This window comes from Rhodococcus sp. 15-649-2-2 (assembly GCF_002258645.1).
Lineage (GTDB): Bacteria > Actinomycetota > Actinomycetes > Mycobacteriales > Mycobacteriaceae > Rhodococcoides.
Map to the genome: position 1 here is coordinate 19,834 of NZ_NPFM01000031.1, position 20,514 is coordinate 40,347.

Sequence of the window (20,514 nt, forward strand, 5' to 3'; positions counted from 1 at the left end):
TGTTGGTTGGGGGTGTGTTCGCGACGGCGGCATCGAAGTGATGTCGCCGCCGCGAGTGGATCAGTAGGTGCCGACACCGCCGCAGACGTTGATCGCCTGAGAGGTGATCGATGCGGCTGAATCGGTGACGAGATAACCCACGAGGCCGGCGACCTCGTCGGGACGTGAGTAACGTCCGAGGGGGATCCTGGCAAGGAACTTCTTCTCGATCTCCGCCTCCGTGGTCGCGAACTGGGCAGCGTACTTCTCTCGAAACCATTGAGACATCGGAGTTTCGACGTATCCCGGGCATACGGCGTTGACGGTGATGTCGGTCGGGGCGAGTTCGTTGCCGAGCGCTTTGGTGAAGCCGATGACTCCATGTTTGGATGCGGAGTACGGCGCGCCGAGGACTACGCCGAGTTTGCCGGCTGTCGAGGAGATGTTGATGATGCGTCCCTGTTTCTTGGAACGCATACCGCCGGCGGTGAGTACTTCGCGCGTGACGAAGAACGTGCCGTTGAGGTTGGTGTTGATGACATCGAACCAGAGCTCGTCGGAGATGTCCGCGGTCACTCCGCCGCCACTGATTCCAGCGTTGTTGACCAGAACATCGATGGGGCCGTAGCGTTCTACCGCGGTGCGCACGACGCGCGCGACATCCGCTGTCGATCCGACGTCACCCGGTACGCCGTCGACATCGAGTCCCAACTCGCGCAGTTCGGTCACCGTGGATTCGACTTTGTCTTCGTCTCGGGCGCAGAGGAATACGCGATGGCCTTGCTGGGCCAGGTGGGTCACGATGGCCAAGCCGATACCACTCGTGCCGCCGGTGACCAGCGCGACTGGCGGGCCGGCTTCTTCGGCATTGTTCATGGGGAGTCCTTGTGGGTTCGGAGTGTGTCAGGTGCGGATGAGGTCGGCCGCTTTTTCCGCAATTGCGTAGACGGTTGCGTTGGTGTTGGCGGACACCGGCGACGGCATGATGGATGCGTCGGCGACCCGGAGTCCGTCGATGCCCCGCACGCGCAGGTCGAGATCGACGACGGCCATGTCGTCGGTGCCCACGCGGCAGGTTCCGGCGTAGTGGAAATAGACGACCAGGCTTCGCGCGAGGTAGTCGCGCACCGATGCGCTATCGCCGATGGCTGTGCCTGGCTGCATCTCCTCACCTCGCCACCCGGCCAGTGCCGGAGCGTTACCGATCGAACGAGCGATCTCGAGCCCTGCTTCCATCACCGCGACATCTCGTTCGTCACCGAGATAGTTGGGGTCGATCAAGGGGCTGACGGAAACCGACTTGTCGGCCACACGTACCGATCCTCGACTGAACGGCGTCACGGCCGAGAAGGCGATCGCGTAACCGTTGTCGGGGCCGGGCAAAGTCTGCGCTCGCATCGGTGCGGTGATCGCCAGGATCTGCAGGTTCGGACCGGCTACAGCACCCGGTGTCTCGACGAGGCCGATCGCCTGACCCATGAGGTTGTGCTGGTTATGGGGGAGGGGTGCGGTCGACTCGTAGAGGACGGTGGACATGGGGTGATCGTGCAGATTCTCTCCGACACCGGGCAGGTCGAGGACCACGTCGATTCCGTTGTCCTGCATATGCTCCTTCGGTCCGATTCCGGATACGAGCAACAGGTGCGCGGAGCCGATGGCACCGGCGGTGAGGATGACTTCGCGGGTTGCCTTTGCCCGCACCGTGTATCCGCCGCGAAGGTACTCGATTCCCATTGCCACTCCGTCTGCGACCAGGATGCGTTGCACCATGGCGTCGGTGACCACATGAAGGTTGGGGCGATCCAGGGTCGCCTGGTCGAGGTAGGCGTCGGACGCGCTCTGGCGCTGCCCGTCCTTGATGTTTCCGTCCGATAGTCCGAAGCCGATCTCGACCCCGCTGCTGATGTCCTGCGCTCGTGGGTATCCCACTTCGGTCGCACCGTTCAGCGCGGCCGTGGCGATGGGGCTCGGCGCTGTCATGGGACCGACAGAGAGTGGCCCGCTGGTTCCGCGGATCTCGGAGTCGCGGCCGGTGGTGGTTTCGGACCGCTTGAAGTACGGCAAGAGGTCGTCGAACCCCCAGCCCTTCGCCCCCTGGTCGACCCAGGCGTCGTAGCTTGCCCGGTGTCCGCGGACGAAGTTGAGTCCATTGGTGGCGGACGATCCGCCGAGGGCGCGTCCTCGGGGTACCGGAACCGATGAGTTCGAGAACTTCTGAGGCACAGTCGATTCGCCCCAGTTGGCCGCTGTCCCCATCAGTTCGGGCCATGAGAAGGGGATGGCCATTGCGGGGAGGGCCTCGGAGGATCCTGCCTCGACGAGTAGAACGTGCACGTGTGCGTCTTCGCTCAGGCGCGCTGCGAGGACGCTTCCGGCTGTTCCCGCGCCGATGATGACGTAGTCGAATGGTGGGTGTGTCGGACCGTGTAGTCCGGGAATGATGGTCGGTGATCCGCTCAATTGGTTCATGCCACAACAGTGGAGGAATCCGTGAGGGCGTTGTGTCCATGAACTGGACAGACTCCGTGTCCGTGATCACGTGATCGATCACACGCACTCTGTGCACATTCTGGACAATCCATGCTCGTACTTCGAGCGAGGGTTGTGTTCGAGAAGGAACCGACGAAATCGACACGGGCACAACGTCGAATCGACGGTTCTCACCGCGGCACGAGCGATGGAGTACAGGAAAATGACACCGACAACGGCAACTCACGTGGATCGAGCTCTCGCCGATCTTGCTGTGGGCGAGAAGGTATGGGCCGACACCACAATTCTCGAACGAATCGCATTGCTGACACGTACGCGGGTAGCTACTGCAGAGGTCGCGCGAGAATGGGCGGACATGGCATCCGAGATCAAGCTGCTCGATCCCCAGTCCCCACTGGCAGGCGAGGAATGGGCCGGTGGTCCTTACGCGTTCCTGGCCGGTCTCAATGCGCTGGTCGCGACGTTGACGAAAATCGAGCGCGGACAGAGTCCGCTCGACGGTGCCGTCTTCGGACGCGCCCCTGGTAACCGCGTGACAGTTCGTGCACTTCCGGTCAGCGTGACCGACCGGTTGATGTTCGGGGGATTCCGAGCGGATATCTGGCTGCAACCCGAGGTGAGCGAGAAGGCAGCGCGCGCATCCGCGGGGTTGGGTGCACTCGACCCGACCCGGACCGCAGGTATCACAGTCGTGCTCGGCGCAGGCAACGTGACGTCGATTGCGCCTCTGGACGTGCTGTACCAATTGATCGCCGACAATCGTGTGGTTGCGCTCAAGGTCAACCCGATTCTCGACGAGTTGACGCCGATCATCGAACGCGCGCTGGCACCGTTGATCGAGTGGGGCGTCCTGCGCATGGTCGCGGGTGGCGTCGATGTGGGCGAATACCTGGCCCACCACGACAGCGTGAGCCACGTTCACATCACCGGCAGTCTGTCTACCCACGACGTCGTAGTATTCGGTTCCGGTGACGACGGCCGCCTTCGACAGGAAGCCGGAACGCCCCTTCTGGCGAAAACTATCAGCAGCGAACTCGGCGGTGTGTCGCCCGTGATCGTCGTTCCGGGAACGTGGAGCGCAGCGGACATTCAGTATCAAGCAGAGAACGTGGTCACATCACGCCTGCACAACGCGGGCCACAATTGCATCGGCACCCAGGTGATGATCGTCAGCAGTGACTGGCCGCAGAAAGACGATTTCATAGCTGCTGTCCGCGATGTTCTCGACCACGCCCCTCATCGTCCGGCGTGGTATCCCGGAGCTGTAGCCCGACTCGAGCAATTGAAGGAGGATACGGGCCACACCGAGCACCGAGGACCGACCGGTGACCGTCTGCTCCTCGATCTCGATGCAGGCGAGTCGACCTCTTTCGCAACGACAGAAGTTTTCGCAACCGCCCTTGCTTTCACCACTATTCCCGGCGTCGGTGCCGAGTTTCTGACCGCCGCAGTGACATACGCCAACGACGAACTGACCGGAACGCTCGGTGCCACAATCATTGTCGACCCGGAGACCCAACGCACGCTCGAACCCCCACTGGACCATCTCCTGGAGCCGTTGCAGTACGGAAACGTCGGCGTCAACGTCTGGACGCTGCTCGGTTTCGCACTTCCGCGAGCGACGTGGGGGGCCTTCCCCGGACACACACTCTCCGACGCGCAGAGCGGAATCGGAGTCGTGCACAATGCCTACCTGATCGACCGTACCGAGCGCACGGTGGTGCGAGGTCCCTTCCTGCCTTTCCCCCGCTCGATTCTCGGCGGCGAGATGTCCCTGTCTCCGAAACCGTCGTGGTTCGTCACCTCCCGCAGCGGACGATCCACTAGCGAAGCCCTCACACGATTCGAGGCGAAGCGAACCTGGCGTCGACTTCTACGGGTAGCCGTCGCCGCGATGCGCGCATGAATGCGGCGCACTACTCGCAACGGTCTGCATCCGTGCCCACGACATCACACGAGGAGCGATCGATGACCGAATCCCAGCACCGCTTGAACGCCGCCGTCCCGTTACGTGACACAGACAGCATCGAAGATGCGACCGTGGGCGTCGTACTTCGCCGCGCCGCACAGCAAGCACCCGAATCGATCGCGCTGGTCGAGGGACTGCCCCGCGGTCGACGACGTCGCCAGTGGACCTACTCCCAACTCGTGACCGAGTCGGAGACAGCTGCCCGCGTCATGCTCGAACACGTCGCTCCCGGTGACAAGGTCGCAATCTGGGCGAACAACGTTCCGGAATGGATCTTCGTCCAAATGGGTGCCGCGCTCGCAGGTCTGACGCTGGTGACCGTGAATCCGGCCTTGACAAGAGAGGAAGCCGGCCACGTGCTTCGAGACTCCGGAGCAGTACTGGTTTTCCATGTCGACGAATATCGCGGTACAGATCTCGCCGAATGCCTTGCAACTCTCGGTGCACAGTTACCGGATCTTCGAACTGCCATCCGTCTAGCCAAGTGGGACGAATTCTGCACTTACACAAACGTACTCAGAGAATTGCCGGAGGTATCACCGGGCGATCTTGCCCAGATCCAATACACATCCGGCACAACCGGGCGACCGAAGGGGGTCGAGCTCCGGCATCGCGGCATCGTCAACAACGCGAGGCTGTCTTTTCTCCGCGGTCTTCCCGGGGTGCACGACGCCCCGATCGTCTCCGCATTGCCGTTATTTCACACGGCGGGTTCGGTTGTCATGACACTCGGTGCAATCCAAACCCGGTCGACGCTCGTGCTGATGCCGTCGTTCGATCCCGCGCTCCAGCTCGCATTGATCGCAAGCGAAAGATCGGTGTTGTTCGCCGGGGTTCCGACAATGCTCCAGGCCCTTGTCGATCACCGCCACTTCGCTCGGACCGATTTGACGTCGATCACCGCGGCAATGACCGGCGGCTCCCTCATCGAGCCGGCCCTGGTTGCTCGGGTCGAAGACCGTCTGGGGGTTCCCCTGACCATCACGTACGGGCAAACCGAGTGTTCTCCGAGTATGACCGTGACGCAACCCAATGATTCACCCGACGTACGCAGAACAACCGTGGGTCGCGTTCTGCCCGGTGTCGAACTGAAGATCGTCGATACGAGCGACGGGACCAAGATCGTCGAGTGCGGTGAAATCGGGGAAGTGTGCACTCGCGGCTATCATGTCATGGCTGGGTACCACAACGATCCTGTCCGGACGGCCGACGTCATCGACAGCGACGGGTGGCTCCGCACAGGCGATCTGGCCTCGATGGATGTCGCCGGAAACGTTCGCATCGAAGGGCGATCGAAAGACATGATCATCCGGGGCGGGGAAAACATCTCTCCTGGCGAGATCGAAACCGCCCTCGTCTCGCACCCGGCCGTCGCCGAGGCTGCCGTTGTCGGAACACCTGACCCGTACTGGGGCGAAGTGGTCACCGCGTTCGTTAGGCTCCATGTGGGAGAACCAGTAACCGTGGACAATCTGCAGAGCTTTCTCTCTCCGCAGATCGCCAAGTACAAAATTCCGCAACGCTGGCACTTCGTCTCCAATTTCCCACTGAACGCGTCGGGCAAAATCCTCAAGACAGAGCTGCGGCAAACGGTAGAAGAGGCTGCACAACAATAAAATGAGAGCGTCGGCGATCAGCCTTCGATGGCAAGTTCAGCGACGACGTCGGCGAACTGGGTGAGCGCTCGTTCGGTCGCGTCGTCGTCACGGTCGGCCAGCCAACCGAGAACGAGTCCGTCCAGGATCGTTGCGACCATTCGGCCCAGGACCGGCATCGGTATCGACCACCGGATGTGCGCCGACTCCTCGACAGCGGCCATAGCGCGTACCGACTGCTCGAAGTACTGTCGGTATTGCCAGGCGGCGAGGTCGGATAGTTCGTCGTCGCGCAGGGCCATCGTCGTCAGTTCGTAGCCGACGAGGTGTCGATCCGGATGTGCTCGTGCGTGCTGCCATGCGGTGTCGAAGACGGTGCGGACCGCGGTAGCGGTGTCGGTGTCGGTGTCGGTGTCGGTGTCGGAACGAGCTGGCTTGATCTCGGCTGATGTCTCGACCATTCCAGTGACGACCGATCGGATCAGTTCCTGGAACAGTTCCTTCTTCGAGTTGAAGCAATAATGGAAGATCCCTTGGTTCACGCCGGCTTCGGCGCAGATCGCCCGGGTGGTGGTCTTTTGGATTCCTGATGCCGCAATGACGCGAAATGCCGCCTCCACCAACTCTTGTCGTCGCTGTCCGACCGGTACTCGTGCCATAGTTCGTCGCGCTCCTGTCGGGCAAATCTCGTGGTTGATATACGGGATCCTACAACCAGGTCCCTTGACTTGGTCAACTGACCAACTTACTCTCATGGACACCCCTTCCGTTCCGGTCGAGGGACCACAGTGAGGAAGTTGCAGATGACTGCTACAACGATCGAATCGGAGCGCGTGTGCGTTGTCGGTGCAGGTCCGTCCGGGCTGGTCGTCGCTCGTCAGCTCCGTGCGGCGGGCATTGCCTACGACCACTTCGAGAAGCATCACGACGTCGGGGGCATCTGGGATCCCGAGAACGAGGGGAGTCCGATCTACAAGAGCGCCCACTTCATCAGTTCCAAGTACACGAGCGGATTCTTCGGACACGAGATGCCGGAGGACTATCCCGACTACCCGTCGTGGCGTCAGATCCGCGACTACATCCGACAGTTCGCTGTCGACGAAGACCTCTACGAGGCAATCACTTTCAATGCGTCCGTCGAGTCCGCAGATCTGCAGGCCGATGGCACCTGGCAGATATCAGTCAATGGCTCCATGCGCCACTACCGTGCACTCGTTGTCGCTCCCGGTGTCACCTGGCTCGCCAACCAGCCCAGCATCCCTGGCAGTGAGACGTTCACCGGGCAGCTGATCCACTCATCCGCGTACCACGACACATCCTTGTTCGACGATCGGAAGGTATTGATCGTCGGTGCAGGAAACTCGGGAGTCGACATCGCCTGCGACGCGGCCAGAAGTGCGGACCGCGCATACCTCAGCGTGCGGCGAGGCTACCGATTCCTCCCAAAGCACGTCTTCGGTGTACCGCTGGACGTGTTCATCGGATCCGGTGCAGCCGCTCCTGCGGGTGTCACCCTCCCTGAGGACCCGAATGCCTTGGTGGATGCGCTTGTCGGCGATGTGACCCGATTCGGTCTGCCGGCACCCGATCACAACCTGCTCGAGTCCCATCCCATCGTCAACGATCAGATCATTCACCACTTCACACACGGTGACATCACGGCAAAGCCGGGGCTCGACAGGATCGCCGGCAACACAGCAGTATTCGTCGACGGCAGTACCGAGGAGGTCGACGTCATCGTCTTGGCGACGGGATACGAGCAGAAAGTGCCGTTCCTCGACGACAGTCTTTTCGAGTGGAAAGACGGACACCCACAGCTGTATCTCAACGTGTTCAACAGAACCGTCGATTCTCTCTACGTCGTTGGCTTCGTCGAGTTCGCCGACGCCGCGTATAAGCGATTCGAGGAGATGGCACAGCTTGTCGCACTGGATCTTTCGCTCGACGGCGAGAAGAAGAAGCGATTCACCGAGCTGAAGGCGTCGCACCGACCCGACCTCCGGGGCGGAGTCGACTACATAGACACACCACGCCACGCGAACTATGTGGAAACGCACGCCTACCAGCACGTGCTGTCGGAGATCCGCGACGAGTTCGGGTTGACGTCGCCGGCCGGGATGCACTCGTGACCACGACGTCCAGGGTGTCACGCCGAGGTCCATCGACCGCTCGATCATCCGAGTCGACCACGTGCCCCTCGCGCATCGAGCGCCGACGAGACACTCTGCAGCACACGAGACTGACCAAAACCTCTCTCGCCGTGTCGGGAGAACGAGGAACGGGCCGAACAACGTTGCTGGCGGAGCTGACGGAGGGAGTCCATCCCGTCTGGTTCGACGGTCTGGACCTGCTTCGTCTGACCGAAATGGAATGGATTCGCGCCGTCGCGGTGGCGCTCGACAGTGGGCTGCGTCCTGTTGTGGTCGACAACGTACATCTGTTGTCGCCGTTGGCTGCTCATGGTCTGTACGAGTCGACATCTCGGTCGGCCGGATGGTTTGCACTCGCCAGCGCACCGCTCGGCACGGTGTCACCGGACGTGTATCGATTGATCGATTCGTGCAGAACGCGCGTCGAGCTGATTCCACTGAGGTTGCGCAAGCACGAGATCACCACACTGATCGACGCGATGCTCGAGGGCATGGGTGCCCGCATCCGTTTCACTGCCGGCGCAATGCGCCTCCTCCTCGCACACGACTGGCCCGGCAACGTGGCCGAACTGGAAGCGGAGGTGCTCGCCGCAAGCCGGACACGTTCGGTGGGTGACGTGAGCGTCGGTGATCTGGGGCGCTTGCGGGAGCGAGCTGCAATGCCGCTGCTCAGCGCAATCGACAGCGCTCAACGGACCGTTATCGAGGACAAGCTCATCGCGCATCGGGGGAACAAGCTCGCCGCAGCACGGCATCTCGGGATCAGCCGTACGACGCTCTACAAGCGAATGCGGCGGTTCGGCATAGCGGGCTGATTCAGCGGCCGCGAGATTGACATGGCCCCAGCCGTTCACGGTTCGGTCCACCGACGTGACCGACGCACGAAACGAAGATGGAGACACGATATGAAGTGCTTGGTAACCGGTGCAACAGGATTCGTCGGAAGCAATCTGGTCAGAGACCTGGTCCATGCCGGACACGAGGTTCTCGCGAGCGGTGCGCCTGGGTCTACGACACGCTTTCTGAGCGGTCTTCCCGTGAACATCCAGCTGGCAGATCTGCTCGATCGTCACGCTGTTGATTCGCTGGTCAAAGGTCAGGACTGGGTCTTCCATCTTGCAGGTGACACATCGACCTGGCGCAGACTCTCAGCACGCAGGCGCAGAGTGAACGTCGTCGCCGCAGGTATTGTCGCCGACGCGAGTGTCGACGCCCGAGTCGGTCGTCTGGTGCACACCAGCACGATCGATGTGCATGGATGCAACTGCGACGGATCACCAGTGGACGAACGTGGAGGTAGCAATCCTCTGACCGGCATGGGATACGACTACGCCGATACCAAAGTTGCTGGGGAACAACAGGTTCGGAACAGGATGGCCGACGGCCTGGACGTCGTGGTGGTCTATCCGGGCTTCATGATCGGGCCGTTCGACCACACACTGCAGCTCGGTCGGGTGATTCGCGACATGCACGAGGGTAAGACGACGTTCGCGTTCTCCGGTACGTCGTCCTTCTGCGACGTGCGAGGCGTGTCGGCCGGTATTCTGGCCGCGGCAGAGCGTGGACGATGCGGTGAGGGATACAACCTCTCGGGATACAACGTTGGTTACGCAGAAATGTTCTCGCGTATAGCCGAATTGGTGGGTGCGAAGCGTCGCCCGATCAGGCTCCCGCGCAGCGCGTTGGTCGCGTACGGCGCCGGTCAGGAAGTCTCGGCCATGGTTACGGGACGCCCGCCGTCGATGGACCGCGGCCTGGGCAGATATCTGTCTTCACCCCAGTCCTCGGATTGGGGTAAAGCGCAGCGCGAACTCGGGTATTCGCCCGGAAACATCGACATTGCGATCATCGACGCCGCGCAGTGGTACGACGACAACGTGTGCACATGACCACCGAACTGGAGGGCCGGAGACCCTTCACATGGTCGTGCATCTCGGACGTCACCCAGGTTGGTTCGGCGAAGCTGGACGCCTCTGAGATCGACGTCGATACACTTCATCGGGTAGCGAATACACCGATTCGCCCGACGATGGAAGTGTCCGGCGAACAACTGTTTCTCGCACTCACAACGGCGAAATACGTATCCGCCGAGAGCGGCGTCGAGCTTGGCGATGTCATCTTTGCCTTAAGTCCATCTGCTTTGGCCACCGTCTGCGAGTCGCCGGAATCAACTTTCCCCACGATGCATCGAGGTCCCAACACCGCCGGCGGAGAAGCCGAACGGACTCCACTGGGAGCGTTTCATCTCGCACTGGAGATGGTCATCGACAATTACGTCGAAGTGATCGAGCTACTCGACCGTGACATCCGCCGCGTCGAAGGGGAGGTGTTTTCCCGCGCCGGTGGACATTCGGTGGAAGCGATCTATCGGCTCAGGCGGTCTGTCACCGAGATGGAGAGAGCAACCACGCCGTTGACCGGCGAGCCATTGAGTCGCCTGCTCCGACGCAGGGCACCCGGCTGGGTCACCTCGGGCGAGTACGGAGACACGATAGATGCAGACGGAATCGCCGAGCTGGATCGACACCTGCACCGCGTGGTGTCCAGGGTTCAGGGAATGCGGAGTCAACTCGACAGCATGCTCGATGCGAACTTGACCCAGGTCAATCTGAGGCAGAACGCCGATATGCGCAAGATATCGGCCTGGGTAGCGATCGCATCGGTGCCGACCCTCGTAGCCGGGATCTACGGAATGAACTTCGACAGCATGCCAGAACTCACATGGGCATTCGGCTACCCGTTTGTACTGACTCTGATGAGTTCCGTTGCGACGACATTGCATTGGCGGTTCAAGAAAAACGGGTGGCTTTGATCCCGAGCAGGGCATTCCGCCCGAACCGAACTGGCACCGGGTGACGGCTCCGGTGCAACGTGGCCGGAATGTCTTGGCGGGGTCGACGCTGTTCTAGGTGCGGCATGGTCACGTGCTGTCCACAGCAATGCCCGCTAGTCGTTCAGAATCCTTCTCGGTGCACAAGTTCGACGTGGTTCATCCCAATGTCGACGCGTTCGGGAGAGCCCTTGGGGCTCATCACATTGAAAGTGGAACAATCCGACAACCGAGATCGGTTGACCTGCTACGTCATTGCCCAGCTGATGCAAAAATCCTACGTCAGTGAATCAGTCCATCGGTGACTCCGGGACAAGCCGTTGCGGGCATGACATCGAACGGCGACCGATCTACGGAAGACCTGTCGGGTCGCTGGTGACGGGATCGAGGTAGAAGCGCGCCCACGAGACGAGACCATCTGTGTCAGTGCGCCAGATGACTGGCCCGGCGATGACGGTAGGAGACCTGTCGGCGGTCGACCCTTCCATCTCCCACTCCGACCAAACCTCGAATCCGCCGATAGCGGTCCGAAGCACTCGGGCGTGGAGGTCGGGTGTGTGAGCCAGAATCCCCGTCCAGTTACGTTCCACGGTCTCGCGACCTACGAAGTTCCGCATCGGATGTTGCGGAACTTCGGAGACGTAGTCAATCGAGAAGCATGCGGCAATGTCCTCCGCGTTGTGCGAGTTGATTGCGGCTTCTAGACGAGTGACGGAACTGGGGACTGTCATCATGACTCCTTACGGTCGGTGGGACGCATCGTCGGACAGTTGTGGGCGGATGGGCAAGGCGTTGCGTCACTTCTTGGGGTGACGCAAGGCGTACTCGCAGACCAGGGCGCTCGTGTCAGGGCCTTCGCGGTTGGTGAAGAAGCTGTGGCCGCGCGGACCCGATCAGGCGTGCCCATGTCACTGATCAGGAATCCCGACGATCGTGGCTGCCGTAACCTGGTTCGACATCCGGTCAGGGGTCCGATGTTGACAAGATGACGCCACGAAATGCGACACCGCGAATCACATAGAGGGTGCCGATACGACGACCATCGATCAGCGAAAGTCATTGTGGCGCAACAGTAGTAAAGTACTGGCCTTTCGGTGGCGGTACGTTCGCGTTCGCCTCGGTTGTGGCGACATCGAGCGTGCTACGTCACAACGCGCCGCCGGTAGTGGACACGCAGGGATGCTTCCCGGCCACAACGTCCATACGGGTGGCACGGACAGTACGCCAGGATTAGCTGACGGACAACATGTCGCAGCACGATGGCGACCGCAGACCCGTCCAGTCCCAAAAAGCCCTTGCGCGCAACTACATCAGAGCATTCGGTTCTGTGCATTCAATGTCGTCGAGGTCGGATCGACATCGACGTCGATTTGTTGGTTCCCATCGGTGCACTCCACTAGATCGAATGCGAGGGGGAGGGTCAGAGGCATGGCTTCTGAACCGCTCGGCGTCCGGTGCACGCAAGTGCACCGCGGGGCACAATGACCGAGCAGAAGACTCGCCCTGTTCTTGACTGTGTCCCAAGGACATAGTGCTGAATTTGCCCATGCACAACGAACTCTGCAGTGGTTGTGCGTGAAAGATCGTTCAACGCGGGTCCATGGCACTGGCCTCCCTTTGGTTGAGTCAGCATTTTCGACGCCAGGGTTGACCTCGCCCCGGGAACGCTCTTTCTGATGGTTCGCGACCACCATTGCACGTCCTAAGGAGACACCATGCGCCTTCGCGCTTTTACTCTCGTCCCCGCAGTGAGCGCGAGCGTTCTGCTCGTGCTTAGCGGATGTGTCGCAACCGACGCGTCACCGCCCGAACGCGACACCTCGCTCGGACATTTCTACGGCCAAACGCTCGAGTTCGCAGCGTGCGAGGCACCCGCGCAGGCACCCGGCCTTCCGCCGCCCGACGTGGCGGCAGAATGCGCAACGCTCGAGGTGCCACTCGACTATGCGATCCCGAGCGGCGACACTGCTCGGATCGCTCTCCTCCGAGTGGCGGCGCGCGGCGACGACGTGACCGGTTCAGTTGTGGTCAACCCAGGCGGCCCTGGCATGTCCGGCGTAGCGTTCGCGCCGACCCTGGCGCTGGCGTGGGCGGACAGCCCGGTCACCGAGAAATTCGACATCGTCGGCTTCGACCCGCGTGGCGTCGGCGCATCGACACCCACCATCGACTGCTACACCGACGCCGAGCGCGATGCCGACGCCAAGTTCACCTCCTACGATTCCGGTGCCGAAGACTGGACGGAAGACGAGACCCGAGACCTTGCGGAACAGTGCGCGGAGCGCTCGGGCGGAGAGCACGTGCTCGCTGCCGTCGGCACGCGCGACGTCGCTCGCGACATGGACGTGCTGCGCGAGGCGCTCGGCGACGAGCAGCTCAGCTTCGCTGGGCTCAGCTACGGAACGCGTTTGGGCGCCGTGTACGCCGAGATGTTCCCCGACAACGTGCGTGCTCTAGTGCTCGACGGCGCGCTCGACCCCGGAATGAGCACGCACGATCTGCGTGTGCAGCAATTCGAGGGCATCGGGCGCTCGTTCGATCAGATGGCGAAGTTCTGTGCGACGCAGACCGATTGCCCTCTCGGAACCGATGCTGCCGCCGCCACGACCGAGTTCCAGAACCTCGTGCAACCGCTCGTCGAGTCCCCAGCTCCCGCAACCGACGACCGCGACCTGACGTTCATCGGTGCCCTCTCCGGCGTGATCGTGGGGCTCTACAGCGACGCAGCATGGCCCATCGTGCTCGAGGGAATCAGCGAACTGAAAGCCGGCAATGGTGCTCCGCTGCTGGCGCTCCGGGATGCGCTACAGGTCCGGGCCGCAGACGGCACCTCGTCGAACGACCTCGAGTCGCTACTCGCGATCAATTGCCTCGACGAAGATCGCCACACCCCGGAACAGGAGACGGCGCTCAAGCGGGCCGTGTTCGACGCCGCGGCGTTCATCGACCCCGGCACTGTGGTCGAGAACTCGCGAAACGGTTGCGAGAACTGGTCAGTCGAGCCCACGCTCAACCCGCTTCTGGCCGACGAGCCCGACGGCCTCGCCGACACGCTTGTGGTATCGGTGACAGGCGACGGCATCACTCCACACGCAGGCGGCATCGCGCTCGCCGAGGCGCTCGGCGGCAGCCTGCTCACGGTCGAGGGTGAGCAACACGGTGCCTCCCTCGCGGGCAATGCATGCGTCGACGAGATCGTCGCGGTTTACCTGGTGGACCTCGAATCGCCTGCACCCGATGCCCGGTGCCACCTTGCCGCGGCCCCCAGACCCTGATCGTCGGTGAGGTCCGCACCGGAGATGTTGTGGCAGAGGGTGGTTCGCCTACCGCGAGTGCATCGAATCCCACAACTTCATCATTGCCGAGACCGATGCCTGAAGTTCATCGGCGGGCACACCGTCTCTGGCCAGGGGTGACAATCCGAGTAGAAAGCTGTGAAACAGTGTCGCGGTTGCGTCGATCGGGATGCTCGGGTCGAGTTGACCTTGATCGACAGCTCGTTCGACCAGCGCGGCAATGTTGCGGCGATCAACAGACCTCCGGGCTGCCAGAGCAGAGTGCTTTCCGGCGTCCGGGCCGTCGATGATTCCGCCCAGGCCGACCAGGCATCCGAGGGGATGCGTCGCATCGGTCTGCATGGCTACCGAGCCACGCAGTGTTTTCTCCAGAGCGTCTCGAGGGTCAATGGATTCGTCTGCTAGTGGGGCGGTCGCACGACCGTAGCTGTCGATGTACCGCTGGACCACGGCGGCGAACAGCCCTTCCTTGGATCCGAACGCACCGTAGAAGCTGGCCGAAGACATGCCCATGCTGCTTCGTAGTTGCGCCAACGACGTTGCCTCGTAGCCGTTCTCCCAGAAAATGACCATGGCCGCTTCGAGAGCGCGGTCCTCGTCGAACTGTCGTGGTCTCCCGGTTCTGCTCATCGCGGTTCCATTCCGTGCTTCGGTGTTCGGTGAATTACAGACTAATCGATCCAATAATTTGGCAACAGGGGTACCGGTGGTGTTGACTTACAGAATGATCAATCCGGAAGTCATTCGGGGCACCACCGACAGCTCGACAATTCCGATGCCGGCCGGGGGCGGAAGCAAACAGCGACTCCCATGGTCAGCGCTGCTGGCGATGTCAGCGACTGCATTCATCGTCATCATGACCGAGACACTTCCTGCCGGGCTTCTACCTCAGCTCTCCGCGGGTTTGAGTGTCGGGGAGGCCGCGGCAGGGCAGTTGATCAGCGCATACGCACTCGGAGCGGTGCTCTTCGCGATTCCTGCGATCACGTTCACGCGAAGTTGGCGACGCAAACCGATCCTGCTCGTCGCAGTCGGCGGATTCGTGGTGGCCAATACGATCACAGCGTTGGCACCGGGGTTCGAGATTGCACTGTTGGCGCGTTTCGTTGCGGGGGCTTTCTCCGGGGTGGTGTGGGGGATGCTCGCCGGGTACGCCCGCAAAATAGCCCCGCCCGCGTTGGCCGGGAAGGCGCTGACCGTGGCGATGGCGGGTACGCCTGTTGCGTTCGCTATCGGCACGCCTCTTGCAACGTATCTCGGAACGCTGATCGGGTGGCGCTGGACCTTCGGTCTGATGTCTGTTATTTCCCTCGGTTTGATCGCGTGGGTGGTCGTATCAGTTCCCGATTCCGACGGCCAGAATTCCACTGCGCAAACGCCGTTGAGCCGAGTCTTTCTGCTCTCCGGTGTCGCGCCGATCATCGCCGTGGTGCTCGGATGGTTCCTCGCCCACAACCTGCTCTACACGTACATCGCACCCATCATCGACGATAAGGACGTAGGGCTCCGAGTCGATGTGGTGCTGGCGGTGTTCGGGGTGGCTGCGATGGCCAGCATTGCCGTTGTGGGTGCACTCGCGGACCGCATTCTACGACGGCTCGTCCTGATCTACCTCGTCGCGTTCGCTCTGGCGGCCACAGCTTTGGCGATCGCGGGAAGCGCTCCGGTGGTGTTCTTGTTGGCAGTGATCCTGTGGGGCATGTCGTTCGGTGGCGCTGCGCCGTTGTTGCAGACTGCACTGGCGGACGCATCGGGCCCCGATGCCGATGTTGCCAATTCGATACTGACGACTGTCGCGAACGCCGCAATCTTTCTGGGAAGTGCGCTGGGTGGTGTACTTCTCACTGCTGCAGGTCCAGGGTCGTTTCCCGCCGTCACCCTCGGTCTGGTTGCGTGTACCTTGTTCGCCGCAGTTGCTGCCCGCCGCCATGGTCTTCCTCCCGGCGCACGGCACTAGTCGACGCGCCCATGTTGTGGCCCTGGAGGCTTCGTCCATCTCACGGGTGTATCGGCGTTTGACCCTGTTCCGAGAACACGGCATAGCTTTGCGCCATGGGAGAACACCGCGCTGGTCGCGATCGAGCGGTGTCCGATGACGAGGAGCTCACGTGCCGCTGGACGAGATAGTGACCGAGACGGCGCCGCGCCGGCGGAGGTACTTGCTCCCGGCCGTGATCGCTGCCGGTGTCATCGGATTGACCGGCGTCGTAGTGATCGCTGTCTTGGCGTCACCACCACTACCCGCCGCGACTGGGACTGGCGACGAATCCGATGATGGAACACCGGATATCGCCGCACTCGCAGGGCCGTTGGCCGATCAGCAAATCGGCTGGGAGGCATGCGAGTTCAACGACGACGGACCGCCCATCCCTGGTGCCGACATATCGAACGTCGAGTGTGCAACTATCCAGGTTCCGCGCGATTGGCACGATCCTGATCCGCAGCAGACGTGGGATGTACGAATTTCTCAGGCACACAACATCGATCGCGCTGATCCTGACTATCAGACCACGGTAGTCACGCACCCGGGTGGACCGTACGCTTCGGGGTTGTCCTACAGCTCGACCGTCCAGATGTACACCCCCGAGTTGCGGCCCACCACGAACTACGTGAGCTTCGATCAGCGTGGCCTCGGCCAGTCCAGTCATGCGCAGTGCGAGTACCAATACGATCCGGCCGATGGACCCGACGCGGAGACGCGCGCGATCGGCGAATCGTGCTCGGTCGACCCCGATGTCGCAACCATGACGACCGAACAGACTGCGTTCGACATGGACTTCATCCGCCACCTTCTCGGGCTCCAATCGGTGACCTACATGGGTTACTCGTACGGCACGTGGCTCGGTGCCTGGTATGGCAGCCTGTTTTCGGACAACATCGAGCGCATGGTTCTCGACTCGGCCACGGACCCGACGCAGGACTCGATTCAAAGTCTGTACGACGTGGCGCACGAGGGCCGCGATCGGCAGTTTCGGCTGCACATGATGAACTGGATTGCGCGTAACGACGCCACGTACGGTCTCGGTGGCGACCCCGAGGTGATCTGGAATCGCTACTTCGCGGCTACCAGTGGCCCGGAGCGCTCGCTCGCTGCCCGTTACGCATGGGCGTCGACGAATCTCAACGTTGCGTTCTCCAGCTCGGTGGTCTATCCGTTTGCTGGACAGCTCGTTTCGCTGATCATCGCCGAAGGTGAGAGTGCCGTGACCCCTACGACTCCTGTTGCCTCCGCGAACCGCATCGTCGACGGGATGGACACCCTCACCGAGGAGCAACGCGCGGCGGCCCACCAAGTCTTGGCGGCGCTGTCCGCGTCACCGGAAGTCGATTCCGCCGGGTTGATTCGCGGTACTTACGACGAGGTCATCGACTTCACGAAATGCACCGATGGGCAGTGGGTTCAGGGCCTGGAATACTGGCAGGAATTCAACGAGCGAACGGCGCTCGCTGCGCCCTTCTCGGCGCAGAGTGGACTGCTCGACGGGCCGCAGACCTGCGCATTCTGGCCGACGGACTCGGCGATGCCTCCGTTGAGCGAGGACTTCCCGGAAACCATTGTTCTACAGAGTGAACTCGATTCGATGACGCCGTGGGAAGCGGGCCACGTGGCGGGCACACAGCTGCCGAATACGAGCCTGATCGCGGTCGACAACGAGAGTGTTCACGGTGTCTTCCCCTATGGCACAGATGAAGTCGATCGACCGGTGATCGACTTTCTGCTCGGCGGAGATCGGCCAAGCCGGACGATCGTGGCACATGCCAAGCCCATGCCCCTGGAGGAATTCACCTACGAATCCTGGACGCCGATCGACGGGGGCTCCGAGCATGACGGTCCGGTACCCAGGTTCACCGATCCGACCATCCGTGCGGAATCGGGCAGGTGAGCACCGTCGAACCCGGTGAACCGGTCGTATAGGTCGAATCCTCGGGCTTGACCCTGTTCTCGGAACACGCACTGGTTTCGGTCCACGGCGCGTGCGAGCTCAGGACACAGACTTCGACCTTGACAGAGCAACTTTGGAGAGAATCACATGAAGTTCACGACATCGACGTCGATACTGGCCGGTCTGTCCATGTTGGCCGTAGTCTCCTGTGGCAGTGCCACTTCCGACTCGCAGAGTGCGAGCCCAGCTGCACAGTCGGTAGGCAAGGACCACGAAGTCACGTTCGATAATGGGGAACTGACGGTTCATGGGAGCTTACGAATGCCCGACGACACCGGCGTACCTGTTCCGGCTGTACTGCTGATTGCGGGTTCCGGCCCGACGGACAGGAATGGCGACAACGTCCACGTCGAAGGATCCATCGGCACGTTGAGCTACTTGGCCGACGTCTTGGCGCGCCGCGGCGTCGCCAGCCTGAGGTACGACAAATCCGGCACTGGTGCAACGGAATTGGACCCAAAGACGGACCCGGCGGAACTCGGGCACGATGTGTACCTGCACGAGGCCGCCGCGGCGGCGAACTTCCTCGCCGATCGGCCGGGTATCGAGAATTCGGGAATCGGGCTGGTCGGGCATAGTCAAGGTGCCCTTGTGGCGTTGGCGCTGGCGACCGACAAGGCCGGCGAGGTGCCGCCCATTACATCGATGGGCCTCGTGCAACCACAGACGGCGCGAACATTGGACATCATGATGCGTCAGGTCGCCGGGCTCGTGGAATCCGGACAGCTGGTGGATGTGGATGGTGTCGACCTCGTATCGTCCTTGAACCGCACGGTGGACCAGATCCGCACTTCAGGGACAATTCCGAACGATCTCCCGGAACCACTACGTTCGATAGGGATGGTTCCGGCAGGCGCCACCATGCTGGCCACTCAGGATGAACTCGATCCGATCGCCATGGCGGCGTCCCTGCCGTCCTCGATGGCAGTATTCACAAGCTGTTCGGCCAAGGACATGCAAGTTCGATGCGTCGACGTGGCCGGTCTCAACGATGTCTTGGCGCAGACGAAGCTCAGCACAACGCATCTCGAGACGGCGAACCATGTCCTGAAGGACGTAGGCGACCAGCCGTCGACCGGTGCCGAGTACGGAGAGCCGTTGCCCTTCGCGCAGCAGTTCACCGACGCGTTCGAGTCATGGATTTCCGCCCGATGACGTTCGGACGGCCCCGGTCGAACTTCGGAGGAAGTTGAGAACGTGACATCCATTGCGCAGCAGCCCGTTTCGGAAGCCGGCGTCAGCCGAATCGCGACTCTCGATGTGATTCGTGGTGTTGCATTGTGCGGCATCATCTTTGTCAACATTGGGCCTCTCACTGGCTTCCGTACTGCACCGGGCCTCTACGAGCGTCCTTCGCTCGACAACACAGGCGGCTGGTTGCACCTTCTTGTGCAACAACGTTTCTTCCCGATCTTCGCGCTACTCTTCGGTGTCGGATTTGCGATGTTCTACGAGTCCGCTGCCCGCCGGGTGATACGTCCCCGGCTGCTCCTACTCCGGCGACTGCTGCTCCTGCTCGCCATCGGAATCCCGTTCAACGTGCTCCAACCCGGATCTGCGTTGCTACCGCTGGCGGCGGTCGGCCTCGCCATCCTGCTTCCGAGCACGTGGATGTCGCGGCGGGTCTCAGCGGTTGCGGCGGTGGCGCTCATCGTGGGGAGCCTTCTCCTCACGGGCGGTGGTATCAGCCTGACTCCGGGGATGCTCCTTCTGGGTGCTGTCCTCACCCGGTACGGTGTCGTGCCGGCCATCGGTCAGTCGCGTCGTGATGCGATGATCGTGCTGATCGTAGCTGCAATTGCGGCAATCCCGCTGATCTTCCTGCAGACCAGGACGATCGAGATGTCGGGATTCAGCGGGGAGTCCGCTGCAGCGGGTCTGGCTGTCGCAGGGGTGTACGTTTCGTCGCTCGCCTTGTTGATGACCACAGGTGTGTCTCGAATTCTCGAAGTTGCCTTCGGCCCGTTGGGCAAGATGGCGTTGACCAATTACGTCGGTGCCGCGCCGTTGATGCTGGCGGCGGGGTGGACATTGGGGTTCTCCGACAGCTCATCGTGGACAACACTGTTGGGTACGGCAGGCGCGATACTCCTCGCGCAATGGGTCGCCAGCGTGTTGTGGCTACGGAACTTCGCACAAGGACCGCTCGAGTGGTTGTGGCGGTGGGGTACCTGGGGGCATCGCCAGGCCGTTCGCCTGAACGACACCGCGACCATTTGATAGCGGGGACCCCAACGTTCTTGACTGTGTGCCGACGACAT

Annotated in this window: 16 protein-coding genes; 11 read left to right on the forward strand and 5 right to left on the reverse strand. The window is 61.8% G+C overall.

The window, feature by feature from the left end; genetic code table 11:
* Positions 1-60: 60 nt before the first annotated feature.
* Entirely contained in the window at positions 61-855 is a 795-nt protein-coding gene (fabG, locus tag CH305_RS21015; RefSeq protein WP_094704812.1) for a 3-oxoacyl-ACP reductase FabG, read from the reverse strand.
* Between the two features lie 27 nt (positions 856-882).
* On the reverse strand, positions 883-2,448 hold the full coding sequence (locus CH305_RS21020) for a GMC family oxidoreductase (protein WP_094704813.1): 1,566 nt from the start codon (positions 2,446-2,448) through the stop codon (positions 883-885).
* 223 nt (positions 2,449-2,671) lie between these two features.
* Here CH305_RS21020 and CH305_RS21025 point away from each other — a divergent pair, with 223 nt between their 5' ends.
* Both CH305_RS21025 and CH305_RS21030 read left to right on the forward strand, forming a co-directional pair.
* Positions 2,672-4,375: an aldehyde dehydrogenase family protein gene (locus CH305_RS21025; RefSeq protein ID WP_256983932.1), complete on the forward strand. Its 1,704-nt coding sequence runs from the start codon at positions 2,672-2,674 to the stop codon at positions 4,373-4,375.
* Between the two features lie 62 nt (positions 4,376-4,437).
* Entirely contained in the window at positions 4,438-6,054 is a 1,617-nt protein-coding gene (locus CH305_RS21030; RefSeq protein ID WP_094705188.1) for an AMP-binding protein, read from the forward strand.
* A gap of 17 nt (positions 6,055-6,071) precedes the next feature.
* Here the strand turns inward: CH305_RS21030 and CH305_RS21035 are convergent, their stop codons facing one another.
* On the reverse strand, positions 6,072-6,692 hold the full coding sequence (locus CH305_RS21035) for a TetR/AcrR family transcriptional regulator (protein WP_179278367.1): 621 nt from the start codon (positions 6,690-6,692) through the stop codon (positions 6,072-6,074).
* 144 nt (positions 6,693-6,836) lie between these two features.
* Here CH305_RS21035 and CH305_RS21040 point away from each other — a divergent pair, with 144 nt between their 5' ends.
* From CH305_RS21040 to CH305_RS21055, 4 genes are all read left to right on the forward strand, one after another.
* Positions 6,837-8,162 carry an NAD(P)/FAD-dependent oxidoreductase gene (locus CH305_RS21040; RefSeq protein WP_094704815.1) on the forward strand — a complete coding sequence of 442 codons (1,326 nt, stop codon included), beginning with the start codon at positions 6,837-6,839 and terminating at the stop codon, positions 8,160-8,162.
* Positions 8,163-8,293: 131 nt separating this feature from the next.
* On the forward strand, positions 8,294-8,998 hold the full coding sequence (locus CH305_RS21045) for a helix-turn-helix domain-containing protein (RefSeq protein ID WP_141215881.1): 705 nt from the start codon (positions 8,294-8,296) through the stop codon (positions 8,996-8,998).
* A gap of 90 nt (positions 8,999-9,088) precedes the next feature.
* Positions 9,089-10,072, forward strand: a complete 984-nt coding sequence (locus CH305_RS21050; protein WP_179278368.1) for an NAD-dependent epimerase/dehydratase family protein — start codon at positions 9,089-9,091, stop codon at positions 10,070-10,072.
* The gene (locus tag CH305_RS21055) at positions 10,069-10,995 is read left to right on the forward strand and encodes a CorA family divalent cation transporter (RefSeq protein WP_094704817.1); all 927 of its coding nucleotides are present in this window, start codon (positions 10,069-10,071) and stop codon (positions 10,993-10,995) included. Before CH305_RS21050 ends, CH305_RS21055 begins: the two co-directional genes overlap by 4 nt.
* Before the next feature lie 368 nt (positions 10,996-11,363).
* On the opposite strand, the gene CH305_RS21060 is transcribed toward CH305_RS21055, so the two are convergent.
* The gene (locus CH305_RS21060) at positions 11,364-11,744 is read right to left on the reverse strand and encodes a nuclear transport factor 2 family protein (protein WP_094705190.1); all 381 of its coding nucleotides are present in this window, start codon (positions 11,742-11,744) and stop codon (positions 11,364-11,366) included.
* A 984-nt stretch (positions 11,745-12,728) separates the two neighbouring features.
* Here CH305_RS21060 and CH305_RS21065 point away from each other — a divergent pair.
* The gene (locus tag CH305_RS21065) at positions 12,729-14,288 is read left to right on the forward strand and encodes an alpha/beta hydrolase (protein WP_094704818.1); all 1,560 of its coding nucleotides are present in this window, start codon (positions 12,729-12,731) and stop codon (positions 14,286-14,288) included.
* A gap of 48 nt (positions 14,289-14,336) precedes the next feature.
* Here CH305_RS21065 and CH305_RS21070 read toward each other — a convergent pair whose 3' ends face one another.
* A complete protein-coding gene (locus CH305_RS21070; protein ID WP_094704819.1) occupies positions 14,337-14,939 on the reverse strand; it encodes a TetR/AcrR family transcriptional regulator in 603 nt (200 codons plus the stop codon).
* 94 nt (positions 14,940-15,033) lie between these two features.
* Here CH305_RS21070 and CH305_RS21075 point away from each other — a divergent pair, with 94 nt between their 5' ends.
* The 4 genes from CH305_RS21075 (at position 15,034) to CH305_RS21090 (ending at position 20,473) form a co-directional block, all read left to right on the forward strand.
* Entirely contained in the window at positions 15,034-16,266 is a 1,233-nt protein-coding gene (locus CH305_RS21075; RefSeq protein WP_218828608.1) for an MFS transporter, read from the forward strand.
* Positions 16,267-16,417: 151 nt separating this feature from the next.
* A complete protein-coding gene (locus CH305_RS21080; protein ID WP_094704820.1) occupies positions 16,418-18,193 on the forward strand; it encodes an alpha/beta fold hydrolase in 1,776 nt (591 codons plus the stop codon).
* A 321-nt stretch (positions 18,194-18,514) separates the two neighbouring features.
* On the forward strand, positions 18,515-19,408 hold the full coding sequence (locus tag CH305_RS21085; RefSeq protein WP_094704821.1) for a S9 family peptidase: 894 nt from the start codon (positions 18,515-18,517) through the stop codon (positions 19,406-19,408).
* A gap of 42 nt (positions 19,409-19,450) precedes the next feature.
* Entirely contained in the window at positions 19,451-20,473 is a 1,023-nt protein-coding gene (locus CH305_RS21090; protein WP_218828609.1) for a DUF418 domain-containing protein, read from the forward strand.
* Positions 20,474-20,514: the final 41 nt, after the last annotated feature.

Coding starts and splice junctions, on each gene's coding strand:
- fabG (WP_094704812.1), bottom strand. CDS start 855: ATGAACAATGCCGAAGAAGCCGGCCCGCCAGTCGCGCTGGTCACCGGC.
- CH305_RS21020 (WP_094704813.1), bottom strand. CDS start 2,448: ATGAACCAATTGAGCGGATCACCGACCATCATTCCCGGACTACACGGT.
- CH305_RS21025 (WP_256983932.1), top strand. CDS start 2,672: ATGACACCGACAACGGCAACTCACGTGGATCGAGCTCTCGCCGATCTT.
- CH305_RS21030 (WP_094705188.1), top strand. CDS start 4,438: ATGACCGAATCCCAGCACCGCTTGAACGCCGCCGTCCCGTTACGTGAC.
- CH305_RS21035 (WP_179278367.1), bottom strand. CDS start 6,692: ATGGCACGAGTACCGGTCGGACAGCGACGACAAGAGTTGGTGGAGGCG.
- CH305_RS21040 (WP_094704815.1), top strand. CDS start 6,837: ATGACTGCTACAACGATCGAATCGGAGCGCGTGTGCGTTGTCGGTGCA.
- CH305_RS21050 (WP_179278368.1), top strand. CDS start 9,089: ATGAAGTGCTTGGTAACCGGTGCAACAGGATTCGTCGGAAGCAATCTG.
- CH305_RS21055 (WP_094704817.1), top strand. CDS start 10,069: ATGACCACCGAACTGGAGGGCCGGAGACCCTTCACATGGTCGTGCATC.
- CH305_RS21060 (WP_094705190.1), bottom strand. CDS start 11,744: ATGACAGTCCCCAGTTCCGTCACTCGTCTAGAAGCCGCAATCAACTCG.
- CH305_RS21065 (WP_094704818.1), top strand. CDS start 12,729: ATGCGCCTTCGCGCTTTTACTCTCGTCCCCGCAGTGAGCGCGAGCGTT.
- CH305_RS21070 (WP_094704819.1), bottom strand. CDS start 14,939: ATGAGCAGAACCGGGAGACCACGACAGTTCGACGAGGACCGCGCTCTC.
- CH305_RS21075 (WP_218828608.1), top strand. CDS start 15,034: ATGATCAATCCGGAAGTCATTCGGGGCACCACCGACAGCTCGACAATT.
- CH305_RS21085 (WP_094704821.1), top strand. CDS start 18,515: ATGCCCGACGACACCGGCGTACCTGTTCCGGCTGTACTGCTGATTGCG.